The sequence below is a fragment of the Microcystis sp. LE19-84.1B genome, from assembly GCF_027531875.1.
Lineage (GTDB): Bacteria > Cyanobacteriota > Cyanobacteriia > Cyanobacteriales > Microcystaceae > Microcystis > Microcystis panniformis.
The window spans coordinates 1-16,438 of record NZ_JAPZSR010000146.1; the positions used below are offsets into that span (position 1 = coordinate 1).

Below are 16,438 nucleotides of genomic sequence, written 5' to 3' on the forward strand. Positions count from 1 at the left end.
AATTACTGGTGCAAGTTGGGAATCTGGTAATGTACCGCAAGTCCTTCGTCATCGCTGTGCTTATCTAAATGGTTGCCTTTTTTAACTTTTTTATTGATCTCATTAAGCATTTCTACTTATTGCAAAGGTGAGATGCTCCCGGTTGGGTTGACCCAAGGAAACCCAACCAAGAGTAACCTTTGGGGTGGTTGGGTTGCGCTTTTTCAAGCGAATTGAGCTATTTTCGCCCCACTATTGTTTCGCTCAACCCAACCTGCGAGGCGATGCGCTCTGCTACGCAGTGCCTTTGGCATCGCACTAACCAATAACCTCAATGGTCGGGTGCATTGGGGTTGTTAGGTTCGCAATCGCCATGACTTTGGATCACGCCGACCATGAAAAATCGCGGTCACAACGACCCGACTTGAAATCACTCGATAGTAGACAGCATATGGAAATCGTTTGATGACTGCTCGTCGAATGTCCAGGTAAACGATTGCATAAGACTCTGGCATCATGCCGATCTGATTGAGTAAGTCATCTACACAATCAATAAATTCATCACCCAAACCAGCTTGTTGACTCTCATACCAATCATAGGCATCGCTGAGGTCGTCACGGACTTCTGGACGAAATACCAGTACATACTTCATGCTTGCTTTCTGACTGATGCTTTCATCTCTTCCCAGGTGAGGACGTTATCGGGATCATTATTATGACCCTCAATGCGCTGATCGAGTTCGTGTTTTTGCGCCTCGGTTAAATCAGGATACACCTGTTTCACTGCAATACTGTCCCAAATCGCTTGAACCAGAAGGATTCTATCCTCAACACTTAAAGTTGTAATTTCATTTAGTGTAGCCGCGATATCCATACAGAAACCTCAGGGTGAGACATTCGATAGAACTTCCTCAAATATAGCGAACAGGGTTTTGTCCGTCAAACGACACATTGCAATTAACGATGTGCCCGTCTAGAAATTTGATCACTAGCCTGCCATCATCTCTTCTGTAGCTGGCATTTCGGTCAAAGATAGCCTCAATCATTTGCATCCCGTCAAAATTCACGACTTGGACATGGGTGATTTTCTCAACTTTCTCTTCCGCGATAACCCAAGCTCCCGATTCGGATTGAGCGAGTAGTTCTAACAAGTTGTCATGGGTTCGGACTTGAAGCGTTAGTTTAGGCATACATAGTGATGACTCAAATACTAAGCGACCTGACTATATATTATAGGTCAACTTTCGGCATAACAGTCTCCAGAGTAACGCTATAGGTCAACTTTCTGTATATCACTCCGTCCCACAACAACATATATACTAATTTGTCAATAGGTAGTAATATTTAATCTGCTTATACTTCGAGTTTTGGTCTGAAAATGGGCGATCAATCCCACATTCCGCACCCTCAACTGTCACATAATACTAAATCCGTTGAGTAACGCACAGGAAACGGGTGTCTCGGAGAAACCCGTTTTCTGCTCATGCACTCATGCAAAAAGGGAGAATAAATAATCAGTCTTTAATAACCGGATTTAGGATTATTTAACTTTTAATCAAGGCTATCAGTGGGCCACCAATCTTCGATCACCTGCGCGATAGTATAGGGGCAAAACTCGGGAAAAATGCTAAGGACTAAACCTGTTTGTCTGGCGGCCTCTCGACGCGCTCTGATATATTCCTTATCCAAAATTTGCGCGGGATAACTGCGTAAACTGGGACTATCCTCTAACTTACGACCAATTTGCGATCGCCCATCATTGATGGAATCCAGCCAACTATCGGAGCGCCGTTGGGGTTGATATTGCCACTTGAGGAGATGAAGCAAAATTCGCTCCATTTGAGAACCAATCGCACTGCGTTCACTTTTCCCCAAATCCTCAATTTCCTCGATTAAATGCTCCCAGTCAATGGCATCCCAGCGTTGTTCCCGCAAAAGTTGAGCCGTATCCTGGGCCCAAAGAATTAAATCGCAATCGTAGGTGGTTGGCATAACCTGTTCCCTGTTTTTCAAGCTTTTCTGGTGGGATTGTGGGGTTAATTCTGTTAAGTTAACGATCCAGCGTTTTCTTAATGATAACTGATTATCGTTCGCTTACAGCCCCTTCCGCAGTTCTAGAGTTTCCCAAAACCAGAGACCTTGCACCTCACCATTAACAAAAATATAGGGATACAACATATAGTGCGCCTAATTGATTTGTGAACAGGTAGGCTCTAGACGACCTACGCCAAAGCGGTGAACGCCTTTATGTCCAATTCGGACACGCCAGATTTGAGCATCAGGGTTTCGTTCAAGCAATCGATTAGAAGCAGTTATTGTGTCATTGGCAAGCTCAAAAGCACCTGTTTCGATATCTATGGCTACAATCTTCCCATGATTGCCTTCCTCGACTTGGGGGCGCACCTGAGATTCATAAATCTCTTTACCACGTCGAGCGAATTCTTCTTTGCTGTAGCGGAGTTGATTAACTGTCATTGTCCTGACCCCGTTGCCACTTTTGCCCCTCCATTTTAACCTAAACATTGGCAATCTTCGCTAACATTCACCAACTGGAACTACAAGAGCGGCATCGCACTTAGACTCACAGTTTCAATCAATGTGCATGGTGCGTTCCCCAAAAATTGATCGCTGAAGCGGTAGAAGTTGCCTTAGGGAACGCACCCTACAAGATTGCGCTCTGCTACGCAGTGCCTTTGGCATCGTACTATATTAATCTGTGAAGTCACACAGCAACAGGCAACTTTGAAAATTCACCAATATTTCAGCTAACGGTGAAGTTAGGTTAAGCGAGTTTGCAAGAAAAGAAGTCGAATTATTGAACCGATTTGATTCATTGAAGTCTACTTATTAAATCACCCCGTCGAAATGTTGCAGATAGCTGCTGCAAGGAAATCTCTTGTTCTCCATAAAGATCCTGAAGTGCCTGTTTAATATCCTGTAATGAAGCATTAAAGTAACTCTCCCCATTTTGATCAATAAGTATTTGGGCTGATTGAAAATTTTGATGACTAATATCTTTCATCTGAACTTTCATATCAGCCAAAAGTTTTTGTCCCATCTGCATTGCAATAAAGCAGGAAGCATAGCGGACAAAATCTGGGTCAGTAAACTCAGGTCTTTTGCGGCGGTTTTCTGCAATTCTGTAAAGCTGAACAGCTATTACGATTTGCGCTCCATTTAATTGGTCAGTAAAGATTGTATCATACAGTTTCCCAAAATGTTCACGAGAGAAAAACTTTGCTTGATGAGGTTTTCTTCGCCAAACGGATAATACTGCCTCAGCAGCTACTCCTGAAGTAATATCAGCAGAGCGAGTAGGAGTATTGGAACGTTTAGTCCTGTAGTTAAATCCTAATTGCTCAATATCCTTTTCCAATATTTTCTGGCGCTCATCATTAGCACGTAAATCTTTGAGATCTACTGGATTTTGGCTATTGGTTGCGTAGGTAATTCTTTGAACTAAACCTTCATTTTCACGAGGCAATTGATAGAGTCTTAAAAGAACAAAAGCTTGGGCATTTTGATGAATTAAATCGGGTTCTCGCAAGGTTTTAAATATGGTCATACAGGTTTGACCACCGTTAATGATTTGTAAATTCTCAACACGCACTTTGTAATCGCCATCTTGCAATGCGTTGTATGAGAAACTATCACAAATCAACGTGACACCGTTATTATAAAAGTAAAAATTGTTTTTTTCATCGCTAGTTAAAGTATGACGGATACCCTCATTTACGCGATTTCCTTGTAAACCCAAGTAGCGACGAATATTGCGCTCTAATAAACGTTCTCCATGTCGCTCTATAAGTGTGGCAATTTCTGTCACCGAAATTCTACCCAACAGTACTCGGCTAAACTCCATATCTTCCACAATAGCTTTGCCACTTAGCTGCAAAGTATCTTTTACGGGTTTAGAAGCTTGCAGAATTTTGACTAAACGCTCGTGATTAACATATTCCCATGTCACCTGATCTCCAAACTCAGCACGATCAATAGCCTCTTGAGCAGATAAATTCCATTTCAGCCCATTGTTGCAAGCTATTGTCCGAACTTGGGGAATATAGCCATCCCGGATTAGGCTACGAGCTTCTTCCACTTTCACAAGCAGTCGTTGATTAATATGTTCTAGTTTGGCTGCTGGATTAAATAAGTAATTAATTGCGTTTATTAAACTTTTTATACCTTCTTCAGGAAAGTTAGAGTTTCCTTCTAGGTTGTTCTTATATTTTGCCTGAAATAAACTAACTGTAAATTCACCGTCATATTCTTCTGAGATATGTATAGCATCTACTCCAAAGTCACCACCTCCTTCTGTTAAGCAATCAAAAACATCATCTCCATCTAAATCTAAAATGGTTTTAACGCACAGATATACAAAAGCCAAAGACTTAAGCCGGCCTTCATCTGTGATTCGTAGTTCTTCAGAAGCTTTTTGACGAATGTCTTTGCTAACTGATACTAAGCGTTGGTCGATGATGGATATATTAATATTCATGTACTTATTTAACGAACATATTTAAATAGCTTATTTTATTGTGCCTAACTACATATTATAGGTCAACTTTCTGCATAACAATCTCCAGAGCAACGATATGGGTCAACTTTCTGTATATCACCCCGACATACAACATATATACTCATTTGTCAATAGGTAGTAATATTTAATCTGCTTATACTTCGAGTTTTGGTCGGAAAATGGGCGATCGATAGTCAAGCGATCGAGGGATGGGGACGACCACGAGCCTAGGGGATTATGCAAGGGTGAACCACTTATCGGCAGGTTTCCAGGCCGCTCCCCAATAACTGATCACTGAAAGAGGGCTAAACTAAAAAGGCGTGCTAAAATCAGCATATCTAGGGTCGCTTGTGTAGGTGATGGATAGGCTATGTTTGAAAGATTTACGGAAAAAGCCATTAAAGTAATCATGCTCGCCCAAGAAGAAGCCCGCCGCCTTGGCCATAACTTCGTGGGAACAGAGCAGATTTTACTAGGACTAATTGGAGAGGGAACGGGAGTTGCCGCCAAAGTCCTCAAGTCCATGGGTGTCAATCTCAAAGATGCGCGCGTGGAGGTGGAGAAAATCATCGGTCGCGGTTCCGGATTCGTAGCCGTGGAAATTCCCTTCACCCCCAGAGCCAAACGAGTTTTAGAACTCTCCCTCGAAGAAGCCCGTCAACTGGGCCATAACTATATTGGCACAGAACACCTCCTTTTAGGACTAATTCGCGAAGGGGAAGGTGTGGCCGCTAGGGTTCTGGAAAATCTCGGCGTGGATCTCTCGAAAGTTCGCACCCAAGTAATCAGAATGTTAGGGGAAACCGCCGAAGTGGCCGCCGGTTCATCTTCCCAAGGTCGCACTAAAACCCCGACTCTTGATGAATTTGGTTCCAATCTCACCCAAATGGCTGGCGAGGGTAAACTTGATCCCGTGGTCGGCCGACAAAAGGAAATCGAGCGCGTTATCCAAATTCTCGGTCGTCGTACCAAAAATAACCCAGTCCTAATCGGGGAACCGGGGGTAGGTAAAACAGCGATCGCAGAAGGATTGGCCCAACGCATCGCTAACAAGGATATTCCCGACATTCTCGAAGAAAAACGGGTTGTCACCCTCGATATCGGCTTGTTAGTGGCAGGAACCAAATATCGCGGCGAATTTGAGGAACGCCTCAAAAAAATCATGGACGAAATTCGCCAAGCGGGTAACGTCATCCTTGTGATCGATGAAGTTCACACTCTCATCGGTGCCGGGGCAGCCGAAGGAGCGATCGATGCGGCCAATATTCTTAAACCAGCTTTGGCCCGGGGAGAACTACAATGTATCGGGGCGACGACCTTGGATGAGTATCGCAAACATATCGAACGGGATGCGGCTCTAGAAAGACGTTTTCAACCGGTTATGGTCGGTGAACCCTCCGTAGAAGAAACGATCGAAATTCTCTACGGTCTCCGGGAACGCTACGAACAGCACCATAAATTAAAAATCCTAGACGAAGCGCTAGAAGCAGCGGCGAAATTGTCCGATCGCTACATTAGCGATCGCTTCTTACCGGACAAGGCGATCGATTTAATCGATGAAGCTGGTTCGAGAGTGCGCTTGATTAATTCCCAATTGCCACCGGCAGCCAAGGAATTAGACAAGGAACTGCGGCAAATTCTCAAACAAAAAGATGATGCGGTGCGCGGTCAAGACTTCGAGAAAGCGGGAGAATTGCGCGATCGGGAAATGGAAATCAAAACCCAGATCCGGAATCTCGCTTCCACCAAAAAAGGCGAAGATGGCAACGACGAACCCTTTGTGGATGCGGAGGAAATCGCTCACATCGTCGCTTCTTGGACTGGGGTTCCCGTCAATAAACTGACCGAAACCGAATCCGAGAAACTGCTGCACATGGAAGATACCCTACATCAGCGTCTCATCGGTCAAGAGGACGCAGTTAAAGCGGTGTCTCGTGCCATTCGTCGCGCTCGCGTCGGTCTAAAAAATCCTAACCGTCCCATTGCTTCCTTTATCTTCTCCGGTCCGACGGGGGTAGGTAAAACCGAGTTAACTAAGGCTCTGGCCGCTTATTTCTTCGGTTCGGAAGATGCGATGATCCGTCTCGATATGTCGGAATACATGGAACGGCACACGGTTTCTAAGTTAATCGGTTCGCCTCCTGGTTACGTTGGTTACAACGAAGGGGGACAATTAACGGAAGCGGTGCGTCGTCGTCCCTACACGGTGGTGCTATTCGACGAAATCGAAAAAGCTCACCCCGATGTCTTCAATATGCTTCTGCAAATCCTTGAAGATGGACGTTTGACCGATGCTAAAGGTCGCACGGTGGACTTTAAAAATACCCTGTTGATCATGACCTCGAACATCGGTTCTAAAGTCATCGAGAAGGGTGGCGGTGGTTTAGGTTTCGAGTTTGCTGATAATCAAGCTGAAGCTCAATATAATCGCATTCGATCGCTGGTTAATGAGGAATTAAAACAATACTTCCGTCCGGAATTCCTCAACCGTCTCGATGAGATTATTGTCTTCCGTCAACTGAATAAGGAAGAGGTCAAGGAAATCGCCGAAATCCTGCTCAAGGATGTGTTTAAACGTCTGACAGAACAAAATATTACTTTATCTGTCACCGATAAGTTTAAAGAACGCTTGATCGAGGAAGGTTATAATCCGGCCTACGGCGCTCGTCCCTTACGTCGTGCGATTATGCGTCTGTTGGAAGATGTTCTGGCTGAGGAAATTCTCTCCGGACGGGTTTCTGATGGGGATACGGCCATGGTCGATATCGATGAGGAAGGTAAGGTGAAAGTAATTTCGGGGGAAAGACGTGAGTTAATCGCTCCCGTGATTGAATAACTTCTCACTGGAATTAGTTAAATAAAAGGTGGGCTTTTTGCTCACCTTTTCTCGTAAAAATAGCAGGAAAAAGTGCGATGAAAGTCTGGGTTGTGGGCTGTGTTTTGTTATTTTTGTTGGTGGAATTTTATCAATGGGCTAAGGGGTTTATTTTGCCTTTACCTATCTATATTTTTGCTGGAGCTTTATTATCGATCGCTTCTAATTATTCTCAAGATATGATCAATTTATTTGCTAGAAATGAACAGGTTTATCAAACTGCTAGTTTAAGTGATATTCCCAATATTTTGACGGCAGAAAACTCGATACCTGTGATAGAAGAAGGAGAAAATAAGCCTGAATAGCTATAATAATCGTCTATTTATGGCTATTTTCCAGTATAAAACCTTAAAATAAACATGAAGCAGAATATAAGTACCTAGGCAAAATTAATTACACATATCTAACCCCGCTCTTGCCTCTTGCCTCTTGCCTCTTGCCTATCTTCACTAGGAAATTAATTTTGCACGACTACTTAATAAGTAGGTAGGTGTTAAAAGTTGTCAGTTCCCCCCTTATCAAGGGGGGCAGGGGGATACCCCCGCCTATCGGCACCCCCCTTATCAAGGGGGGCAGAGGGGATCAGAGGCAAAATCTATCTTCAATTTAATTATAACTACTTACTTATTATCGATATCTAATGAGAATAACCCGCCAAAAAACTCTGCACCCATCCGCAAAAGCAGCAGAAAGAGTGCAAAAACTAAGACAGGAATATTGGGATAAAAGTCTAGATGTAGATAATGAATTTTTGATGGGTCCGATTTCCTCCTAGGCTTTAGGTTTTAAGTAAACTAGAGACTGTTGCCAAATTAAAGTGGGTTTATCGTAGTGATCAACCAGGTATATACAGTTAACATCTTGCCAAAGGATGCGACCAACGAGGAGATCATCGGTGCTTAACTTAATTTCTACTTCCCGTTTCTCTTGAATATAGCTCTGTACTTGTTTAATACTCGGCAGACCAGGATCAAATTGAGACATAATGAGTTTATCGATGAGGTGTTCATCCTCTATTATTCCTGTTGAGTAGCTTTTATTGACCATGAAAATCTCCTTTACCAAATATCAAGGCCTGGGCAATGATTTTATTTTGATAGATAACCGTCACAGTCCCGAACCCCTGATCACACCAGAAATAGCCGTGGCTATGTGCGATCGACATTTTGGTATCGGCGCCGATGGCGTGATTTTTGCGCTTCCTGGCCAAGCAGCAACCGACTACACGATGAGAATTTTTAACTCTGATGGTTCGGAACCGGAAATGTGTGGTAACGGTATTCGCTGTCTAGCCCAATTTATCGCCCGTTTAGAGGCTAACAACGTCATTGGCCGCACCTATCGCATTCATACTCTAGCAGGAACGATTATTCCTCGTTTAGAGGCTAATGAACAGGTAACGGTCGATATGGGACCGCCGCAACTCCTCGGCAGTGAAATCCCCACCACTTTAGTGGAGGGGTCAGAAAAAGTCCTTGCGGTTCCCCTAGAGGTGGAGGGTAAAGATTGGTTAGTTACTTGCGTTAGTATGGGTAATCCCCACTGTGTCACTTTTGTGGATGATCTGGCCTCTATTCCCCTCGAAACTATCGGTCCAAAATTTGAGCATCATCCGGTTTTTCCCCAACGGACTAATGTGGAGTTTGTGGAAGTAATCGCGCCGGATTATATGAAGATGCGTGTCTGGGAAAGAGGAGCGGGAATTACTCTCGCTTGCGGTACCGGTGCTTGTGCTGTGGTGGTGGCGGCCCTGTTGACGGGCAAATGCGATCGCAGTTGTACCGTGGAACTGCCCGGTGGTTGTCTTCAGATTCACTGGTCCCAAACCGATAACCGGGTTTACATGACAGGTCCTGCTAAAGCTGTTTTTGAGGGCATTTACGCCATCTAAACCACCCCGTCTGGACGGGGACTGAACTCCCCGAACAGCGCGACGGGATTGTTAATTCTTAGAGACTGGTAATCCAAGCAATAATTCCTTTACCGGTTAACAATTCAATGGCTAAAAGAGAGACAAAGCCAATCATGGCTAGTCTGCCATTCAGTTTTTCAGCTTTTTTGGTAAAACCGAGACCGCTGGAACTATCAACGTACATTTTCGGTTCAACAGCAAAATTATTCAGTCTTCCTTGTTCTTCGGTGGTGTAGCCGCGGGCAGTCATGGGGAGGCTCCTTTTGTATGCTTATGTTAAGAAGTGTAACACATTGTTAAGTTATGTTGCAAATTTTAACAAAAAATTTCTGGAGACTCAGAAAAACTCGATCGGGTGGTCAGACTAAATCCTGTTTAAAAGGTATAGGAGAGTGGGGTGTGGGGTGTGGGGAGAAGGGAGTACCAGAGCTGCGGAGTGGGGAGCAGGGAGAAACAATTCATAAGTAGGGAGGCACAATTATTTGTAGGATGGGTTAGCGGTAGCGTAACATAATCGGGCGTTGGGTTTCATGCTTCAACCCAACCTACGTTCATCTTATATTTAATTCCACCCACCTACTTAACTTGAGAGTTAATCACACTATTAAAAACGGATTTGGGGTCAGTCAACGGTAAGGTTCTAGGCTGTCAGGGTAGTGCTATAGTTCTACCTTATCTGGGTCTATTGAGGAAATTTTGCTTTTTTCTTGACAAATTACTCGGGTTGTGGTAGTAAAGAAGTGTAAACTTGATCACCCGATCAAGGAAAAGACAAAAACTATCTTAAGGTTTGCTGAACAAATCTAAAAACCTTGTTAGATAAGGCTTTTAGACTTTTTTTCCCTCAAAAAGTGCTGACCATTGGAGTGATCGGGGGTAAAATTCCTGGACTTTTTCCCTGAAAATTAGGTAACTGACTACCTCAAAATCGGTAAAACCCTACACCCCACACCCCACACCCTGCCCCCAGGAAAAACTTTTTGCCGCAAACCCTATCTTACGGTCGCCAGAGGAGTCCCGTTAAACCGTACAGGAGTTAGCGGGGGATAAATTGCCGCCCAAAGCGAACCCGACTCTAGGGAGTCAACTGACCTTGAGTGGAGATGCTCGAAAGGGTAAGTGTGGGGAGAATAAGTAAAAACCACTAGGAAAAACCTGAATAGAATCTTAATATATAGAGTGCCTAGTAGCCATAACGATTGCGCTCACTATCTTTGTAAATTCTATGGCAGAGATTAACCCAGAGATCAACCTCATGCAGATAGCGACTATACTCAACCAATATCGATTTGAAATGAGAGGATATAAAGCGCAAGAATTAATCGAGCGCTGGTTGCCCATCTATTCGCTAAATTGGATTCGCATGGCGATTTTAGAGGCACTCTATCAGGGACGTTACAAAGTCATTTCGGTGGAGGAAATCCTCAAAATTTGGCACCGTCGCGGCCATCCTACCTTTCATTTTACGGGGGAATTCGAGCGCTTGGTTTGTAAAAACTGGCCAGATTCCCAGTTAAATGGCAAAAAAACGGTATTTATCCCTCAACAGGAACAGGTCAAGATACCTTCTCCCAGCCTTGAGCGGCCTTATCCAGAGCCACGAGCGGAAGCCAAGAGTAAAGATTCTTTACTAAACTTAGAAACTTCTCTTTTTGATGATCCTCGCAAAGGGATGAGTGATGTGGAGGAATTATTCTCGCAGTTAACCCCAGAAACGCCCAAATTCCCTGAATTAGAATCAGTGCCTAAATCGCCTAACAGCCATGGAACTAGGGAGAATTTTCCAGCCAATTTTAAACCAGTAATCGATGAGTTTATCCCTTTGTTAGACCCTTCGGAATTATATCCCAAATTAAAAGCTGTGGCTCGCTCGCAGCATAAGTAGGGTTGGCTGAAAAAGTTTTTCCTAGGGGCAGGGTGTGGGGTGTGGGGTGTGGGGTGGTGGGGTACTGACACCAATTAATTCCCCGCCCTCAAGAAAAAAAATCGCCCTGACGATTAGAATAGAGTTAACTTTCCCCCTCCAGGCTCTGCTCAATTAACTAGATTATGACATCCTCCTATTTTGGTCTAGAAACCGAAGAAAATAAACTAATTAACTCTAATAATCTCTCGTTCGCCGCTTCTCTTGGTATTCATGGTCTAATTTTAGCGATTATCTTACCTAATTTCCTCAATAATCCAGCGCAGGAGCCAAAAAAGGATTTACGCAACGTCAATCTGATTGAATTGAACCCTCTAGAGCAGTCACGCCTCCCCAATCTTGACTCCTCCCTGTCCAGCTTACCGGAACTGCCTAATCCCAATTCGTCCTCTTCCTCTTCCTCTTTGCCTCCTCTCCCCCCCATGGATGGTATCCATAACAGCACCTTACCTCCTTTACCCTCGGTTTCTTCCCTTCCCCCTTTACCTTCCTTACCTGCTTTACCTCCCCTCTCCTCCTTACCCTCCGTCAATATCTATTCTCCTCCCGTGCCATCTATCCCCTCCCTGGGTAGATTACCGATTCCTCGCAATTTTCCCACTTCTACCCCCAGTTTACCCGGTCCTTCTTCTGTTCCCACCCTGCCAGAGAATAATAATCTGCCGAGGGAGACTAATAACAACCGGATACCTCCTTACTTTGATCCCTACCAAGATAATCTAACTTTAGATAGATTGCGAAAATCGCCTCTTAGTGCATCGCAACAGGCACAGGAACAATTAAACAATTCCTTGGCCCGCACGCCGGAGCCGAATGGTCAATCGCCCATCGATGAACAGCGTCGTCAACAATTAAGGTGGGAAATGCAGGAACGTTTGCGCTCCCTGGAGGCGGATAAAAGCAATACCAGTAACGAGGAGGCTATGAGAAATCAGGTGGATTGGCTGGCCAGAGTCCAAAAAACCAGTCCTAACGCCTTAAATGAACTAAATCAGCCCAATCAGGGCAGCAGAGGCATAACTACCGTCAATTTGACTGGTAATTATCCCGCTACGGCTTGTTCCCGTCAATTAGCGGGGACGGCGGTTTATGGGGTGACGGTGGATGCTCAAGGCCGCCTCAGCAGTGAACCCCAGTTAATTAAAAGTGCCGGCTTCCCGATTTTCAATCAACAGGGGGCTAGGGAAGTACGCTTAACTCGCTTTAATAATCCCAGTGGTGAGTCGAGAATCTATCAGGTGCGCGTCAGTTTTGCCCCTAACCCGGAAGTGTGCCGAGGTGCGATCGCTAATCCCCCAAAACCGGAGGGTAGTAACCTCAATACCCGTAACTCCCCCCCCGTAACGCCGGCAATTGAAACCCCGCTTCGTCCTAATCAACCGCCGCAACCCGCCGTTAGCCCCCAACCGGATAACGTCAAGCCACCCGCAACCACGGGGCCAAATCCAGCCCAAACCCAGCCAGAACCGCCCAAAGAAGCGATAATCGAAGAAAAAGCCCCAGAAACTCCTCCCCAAACCCCCGCTCTCAATCAGCCGGAGGGTTCCCCCGCTAGTCCCCCCACTAGCCAAAATCCTCAACCTCTGAGCGAGGAAGCTTTGCCCCCCGGTCCGCCGGCGGAAGCTAAAACTGAACCAGAAAGTTAGGCCTTTTCAGTTATCAGTGATCAGTGATCAGTAATCAGTGATCAGTTATCAGTTATCAGATGTGAGTTTTAAGTTCACTAGACCCCCCGCACAAGTAAGTTATCGAGCTGCTATCGGGTCAAAATATCTAAAAGCTAAGATAAATTTGACATAATCTTAGGTTTTATGGGTAGGATAGTTGTTTCTTGTCTTCTATCTCCTGTCTCCTATCTCCTGTCTCCTGTCTCCTGAAAAGGAAAACTTCGTATCTCACCATTAAGATAACTGCTGTAAATGATTTCCACTTCCCAGATACCCGATTCTTTTGTCTCACCTTGCCGTCGCGCCTCGGTTAGTCGTACTACCAAAGAAACCGATGTAGAGGTGACGATCGATCTTGATGGTAGCGGCAATTGTCGCGCCCAGACAGGAATTCCCTTTCTTGATCATATGTTGCAGCAAATCGCCTCCCACGCTGCGATCGATCTCGATGTACGCGCCACTGGAGATTTAGAAATTGATGACCATCACACCAATGAAGACGTGGGAATCACCCTCGGACAAGCTTTACTGCAAGCTTTAGGCGACAAAAAAGGCATCGTCCGTTTCGGGCATTTTGTCGCCCCTCTCGATGAAGCTTTAGTGCAGGTTGCCCTCGATTTTTCCGGTCGTCCCCACCTCAGTTATGGTCTAGAAATTCCCACCCAAAGAGTGGGAACCTACGATACTCAGCTAGTGCGAGAATTTTTTGTTGCTTTGGTCAATCACAGTCAAATGACCCTACATATTCGTCAATTAGACGGGATTAATTCCCATCATATTATTGAGGCTACTTTTAAAGCTTTTGCCCGGGCGATGAGTATGGCCATAGCGATCGATCCCCGTCGTGCCGGTATAATTCCTAGTTCTAAGGGAGTTTTATAGAAGCACTGCTTAACCCGAATTGACGTTAGCTTAGAAGCCCATAATTTGAGCCACTTGGGTTAATTCGGGCGCAATCCCAGATTTTAGTTGATTATTGCTGTGTTTTACCGCCGAATCTGGGTCTTTTAGTCCATTTCCCGTTAAAACACACACTACGGTGGCCCCATCGGGAACCTGTTGATGCACTTTTAATAATCCTGCCACAGAGGCGGCGCTGGCTGGTTCACAGAAAACCCCCTCTTGGCCCCCTAAAATCCGATAGGCTGCCAATATTTCCTCATCGCTGACTGCGTGAAATTGCCCTTGACTAGCGTGACTAGCAGCCCAAGCTTTTTCCCAGTTAGCGGGGTTGCCGATACGGATAGCCGTGGCTAGGGTTTCGGGATGGTCAACCGGTTGTTTGGAGATAAAAGGGGCAGCCCCGGCGGCCTGAAAACCCATCATCTTCGGCAGCTGGTCGCATTTGCCTATCTGGTGGTACTGACAGAATCCCATCCAATAGGCGCTAATATTGCCCGCATTACCCACGGGAATACATAACCAGTCGGGAGCATTACCCAAGACATCGACAATCTCGAAAGCGGCGGTTTTTTGACCCTCTAAACGGTAGGGATTGACGGAATTGACTAAAGTTACGGGATAATTTTCTGATAGTTGGCGGACAATCTTGAGGGCATCATCAAAGTTGCCATTAATAGCGATGACTTCGGCTCCGTACAATAAAGCTTGGGCTAATTTTCCTAAGGCCACATAACCGTCGGGGATAATCACAAAGGCCCGCATCCCGGCCCGTCTTGCATAGGCTGCCGCCGCCGCCGAGGTGTTTCCGGTACTGGCACAAATCACGGCTTTTGCCCCTTCTTCTTTAGCTTTCGAGATGGCCATGGTCATGCCCCGGTCTTTAAAGCTGCCGGTGGGATTTAAACCATCATATTTGACAAAAACCTTGACATCGCGCCCGATTTGTGCTGAGAGATAGGGGGCGGGGATCAGGGGTGTATTGCCTTCTAGGAGGGTAATTACAGGGGTTTTACTGCTTACGGGCAGAAATTGGCGATATTCTTCGATCAAACCGCGCCAGCCGCCGATAGACGAGGATTTAGTGGGTGATTGGGGGTTCGATCGAGAAGTAATTGTCATAGCCTTAAGGATACAGATTTGATTAGATGGCCTAACTTCCTATTCTATCCAATAAGCAGGCCAAAAAATTAATCTCGATCGCCCGATTGGGATTCATGGGGTCTAAAACAGGGATGCGGGAAGATAAAAGGCAGTAACAGCCAATAAATGACCTTTTTGGTCAAAAAATAGCTATTGTATCGCTATAAATCTGATTTTTTGCCCTTTTTGTCTTTCAGAAGTTGATTTAACTTAGTGTCAGCAGAAGTCCCTCGCTTTTAGCGATGGGATGAATGCTGACCAGCATATAGACAATTCTATAAAGTTGTGTTATCATAAATATAGATTCTTGATAACAGCCATGTACAAAGCATATAAATTCACAATAAAACCCAATACCGAGCAAGAAATAGCCTTAGCTAAAGGCTTCGGCTGTTGTCGCTGGTTTTGGAACTATTCCTTGAATTTATGCCAAGAAACCTATAAAACCACAGGAAAAGGGCTAACACGAAACTATATTCAGGGACTATTGCCTAGTCTCAAAAAAGAATATGAGTGGTTGACAGATGCTTATTCTCAGTGCTTACAGGTTGTTGCTTTGAACTTATCGCAAGCTTATCAAAATTTCTTTGAAAAACGGGCTAGATTACCAAGATTCAAGTCCAAACATGGTAGGCAATCAATTAGCTATCCAGCTAATGTCAAGTTTGAAGGTGACTACCTCAAATTACCGGGTAAAGTTGGATTAGTTTATTGTGTGCGTCATCGGGAATTTGAAGGAACAATTAAAACCGTTACTATCTCAAAAACTCCAGACGGTAAATACTACGCTTCTATTTTAGTTGATGACGAATTGGAGTTGCCTGAGACATCAAAGGATGGCAAAGGCATAGGAATTGATTTAGGACTTACTCATTTTGCCATTACCAGCAATGGTAGTAAGTATGAGAATCCTAGACATTTAGCTAAACATCAACGTAATTTAAAGCGTAAACAACAAAAGTTATCCCGTAAAAAGAAGGGAAGTAACAACCGTCAAAAAGCTAGACGTAAAGTAGCTAAAGTTCACTCTAAAATCTCAAGATGTCGTGAGGATTTTCTCCACAAGCTATCCCGTAAGATAGTTAACGAAAACCAAGTTATTGCGGTAGAAAATCTCAATGTTAAAGGCATGGTACGCAATCATAATTTAGCTAAGGCTATTAGTGATTGTGGTTGGGGAATGTTTTGTACAATGCTTAAATACAAGGCAGAATGGGAAGGAAAAACTTATATCGAAGTTGATAGGTTTTTCCCTAGTTCTAAAACTTGTAATGTCTGTCTAAATCAAGTAGCGAGTTTACCACTTGATGTTAGAACATGGACTTGTGAGCATTGCAAAACAACCCATGATCGTGATATAAATGCGGCGATAAACATCAAAAATAGACCTCTTGCATAATTTTTTTATGGTATAATATAAGGTTTTGCTTTTTTCTCAATTCTTAGATTGAAGTGGAAAAAAGAATAAAATGTGATCTTAGGTCAGGAAATCATCTATAATTTTGCTATGTTTATTAGCAAA

At 44.4% G+C, this 16,438-nt stretch carries 16 protein-coding genes; 7 read left to right on the plus strand and 9 right to left on the minus strand.

Translation table 11 applies throughout. The annotated features are described in order from the left end of the window. Nucleotides 1-335 precede the first annotated feature (335 nt). From O9324_RS09315 to O9324_RS09340, 6 genes are all read right to left on the minus strand, one after another. The gene (locus tag O9324_RS09315) at nucleotides 336-632 is read right to left on the minus strand and encodes a type II toxin-antitoxin system RelE/ParE family toxin (RefSeq protein ID WP_193960211.1); all 297 of its coding nucleotides are present in this window, start codon (nucleotides 630-632) and stop codon (nucleotides 336-338) included. Beyond that, the gene (locus O9324_RS09320; RefSeq protein WP_288140029.1) at nucleotides 629-853 is read right to left on the minus strand and encodes an addiction module protein; all 225 of its coding nucleotides are present in this window, start codon (nucleotides 851-853) and stop codon (nucleotides 629-631) included. The genes O9324_RS09315 and O9324_RS09320 overlap by 4 nt, the downstream gene beginning before the upstream one ends. A gap of 37 nt (nucleotides 854-890) precedes the next feature. Further along, the gene (locus O9324_RS09325) at nucleotides 891-1,169 is read right to left on the minus strand and encodes a hypothetical protein (protein ID WP_052275566.1); all 279 of its coding nucleotides are present in this window, start codon (nucleotides 1,167-1,169) and stop codon (nucleotides 891-893) included. A gap of 361 nt (nucleotides 1,170-1,530) precedes the next feature. After that, nucleotides 1,531-1,971 (minus strand): DUF29 domain-containing protein, encoded by a 441-nt coding sequence (locus O9324_RS09330; protein ID WP_288140030.1) that lies wholly within the window; start codon nucleotides 1,969-1,971, stop codon nucleotides 1,531-1,533. A gap of 195 nt (nucleotides 1,972-2,166) precedes the next feature. Next, nucleotides 2,167-2,454, minus strand: coding sequence for a hypothetical protein (locus tag O9324_RS09335; protein WP_002787649.1), 288 nt, complete (start codon nucleotides 2,452-2,454; stop codon nucleotides 2,167-2,169). A 355-nt stretch (nucleotides 2,455-2,809) separates the two neighbouring features. After that, nucleotides 2,810-4,474: an AIPR family protein gene (locus O9324_RS09340; RefSeq protein ID WP_288140031.1), complete on the minus strand. Its 1,665-nt coding sequence runs from the start codon at nucleotides 4,472-4,474 to the stop codon at nucleotides 2,810-2,812. Nucleotides 4,475-4,865: 391 nt separating this feature from the next. Here O9324_RS09340 and O9324_RS09345 point away from each other — a divergent pair, with 391 nt between their 5' ends. Then, entirely contained in the window at nucleotides 4,866-7,331 is a 2,466-nt protein-coding gene (locus tag O9324_RS09345) for an ATP-dependent Clp protease ATP-binding subunit (RefSeq protein WP_002765002.1), read from the plus strand. Nucleotides 7,332-7,408: 77 nt separating this feature from the next. After that, complete coding sequence (locus O9324_RS09350; RefSeq protein WP_288140032.1) at nucleotides 7,409-7,675, plus strand: hypothetical protein; 267 nt, start codon at nucleotides 7,409-7,411, stop codon at nucleotides 7,673-7,675. Nucleotides 7,676-8,141: 466 nt separating this feature from the next. On the opposite strand, the gene O9324_RS09355 is transcribed toward O9324_RS09350, so the two are convergent. Beyond that, the gene (locus tag O9324_RS09355; protein ID WP_193960543.1) at nucleotides 8,142-8,354 is read right to left on the minus strand and encodes an Hfq-related RNA-binding protein; all 213 of its coding nucleotides are present in this window, start codon (nucleotides 8,352-8,354) and stop codon (nucleotides 8,142-8,144) included. Between the two features lie 61 nt (nucleotides 8,355-8,415). Between O9324_RS09355 and dapF the strand changes: the two genes are divergently transcribed. Then, nucleotides 8,416-9,261 carry a diaminopimelate epimerase gene (gene dapF / locus O9324_RS09360; RefSeq protein WP_288140033.1) on the plus strand — a complete coding sequence of 282 codons (846 nt, stop codon included), beginning with the start codon at nucleotides 8,416-8,418 and terminating at the stop codon, nucleotides 9,259-9,261. Nucleotides 9,262-9,319: 58 nt separating this feature from the next. On the opposite strand, the gene O9324_RS09365 is transcribed toward dapF, so the two are convergent. Then, nucleotides 9,320-9,532: a CAB/ELIP/HLIP family chlorophyll-binding protein gene (locus tag O9324_RS09365; RefSeq protein WP_002787621.1), complete on the minus strand. Its 213-nt coding sequence runs from the start codon at nucleotides 9,530-9,532 to the stop codon at nucleotides 9,320-9,322. Nucleotides 9,533-10,507: 975 nt separating this feature from the next. Between O9324_RS09365 and O9324_RS09370 the strand changes: the two genes are divergently transcribed. From O9324_RS09370 to hisB, 3 genes are all read left to right on the plus strand, one after another. Then, complete coding sequence (locus tag O9324_RS09370; protein WP_002764981.1) at nucleotides 10,508-11,167, plus strand: hypothetical protein; 660 nt, start codon at nucleotides 10,508-10,510, stop codon at nucleotides 11,165-11,167. Between the two features lie 164 nt (nucleotides 11,168-11,331). Then, the gene (locus O9324_RS09375) at nucleotides 11,332-12,852 is read left to right on the plus strand and encodes an energy transducer TonB (RefSeq protein WP_288140034.1); all 1,521 of its coding nucleotides are present in this window, start codon (nucleotides 11,332-11,334) and stop codon (nucleotides 12,850-12,852) included. 273 nt (nucleotides 12,853-13,125) lie between these two features. After that, a complete protein-coding gene (hisB, locus tag O9324_RS09380) occupies nucleotides 13,126-13,755 on the plus strand; it encodes an imidazoleglycerol-phosphate dehydratase HisB (protein WP_002756684.1) in 630 nt (209 codons plus the stop codon). Nucleotides 13,756-13,785: 30 nt separating this feature from the next. On the opposite strand, the gene thrC is transcribed toward hisB, so the two are convergent. After that, complete coding sequence (gene thrC, locus O9324_RS09385; protein WP_288140035.1) at nucleotides 13,786-14,895, minus strand: threonine synthase; 1,110 nt, start codon at nucleotides 14,893-14,895, stop codon at nucleotides 13,786-13,788. Nucleotides 14,896-15,235: 340 nt separating this feature from the next. Between thrC and O9324_RS09390 the strand changes: the two genes are divergently transcribed. After that, nucleotides 15,236-16,315 carry an RNA-guided endonuclease InsQ/TnpB family protein gene (locus tag O9324_RS09390; protein ID WP_288140036.1) on the plus strand — a complete coding sequence of 360 codons (1,080 nt, stop codon included), beginning with the start codon at nucleotides 15,236-15,238 and terminating at the stop codon, nucleotides 16,313-16,315. Nucleotides 16,316-16,438 lie beyond the last annotated feature (123 nt).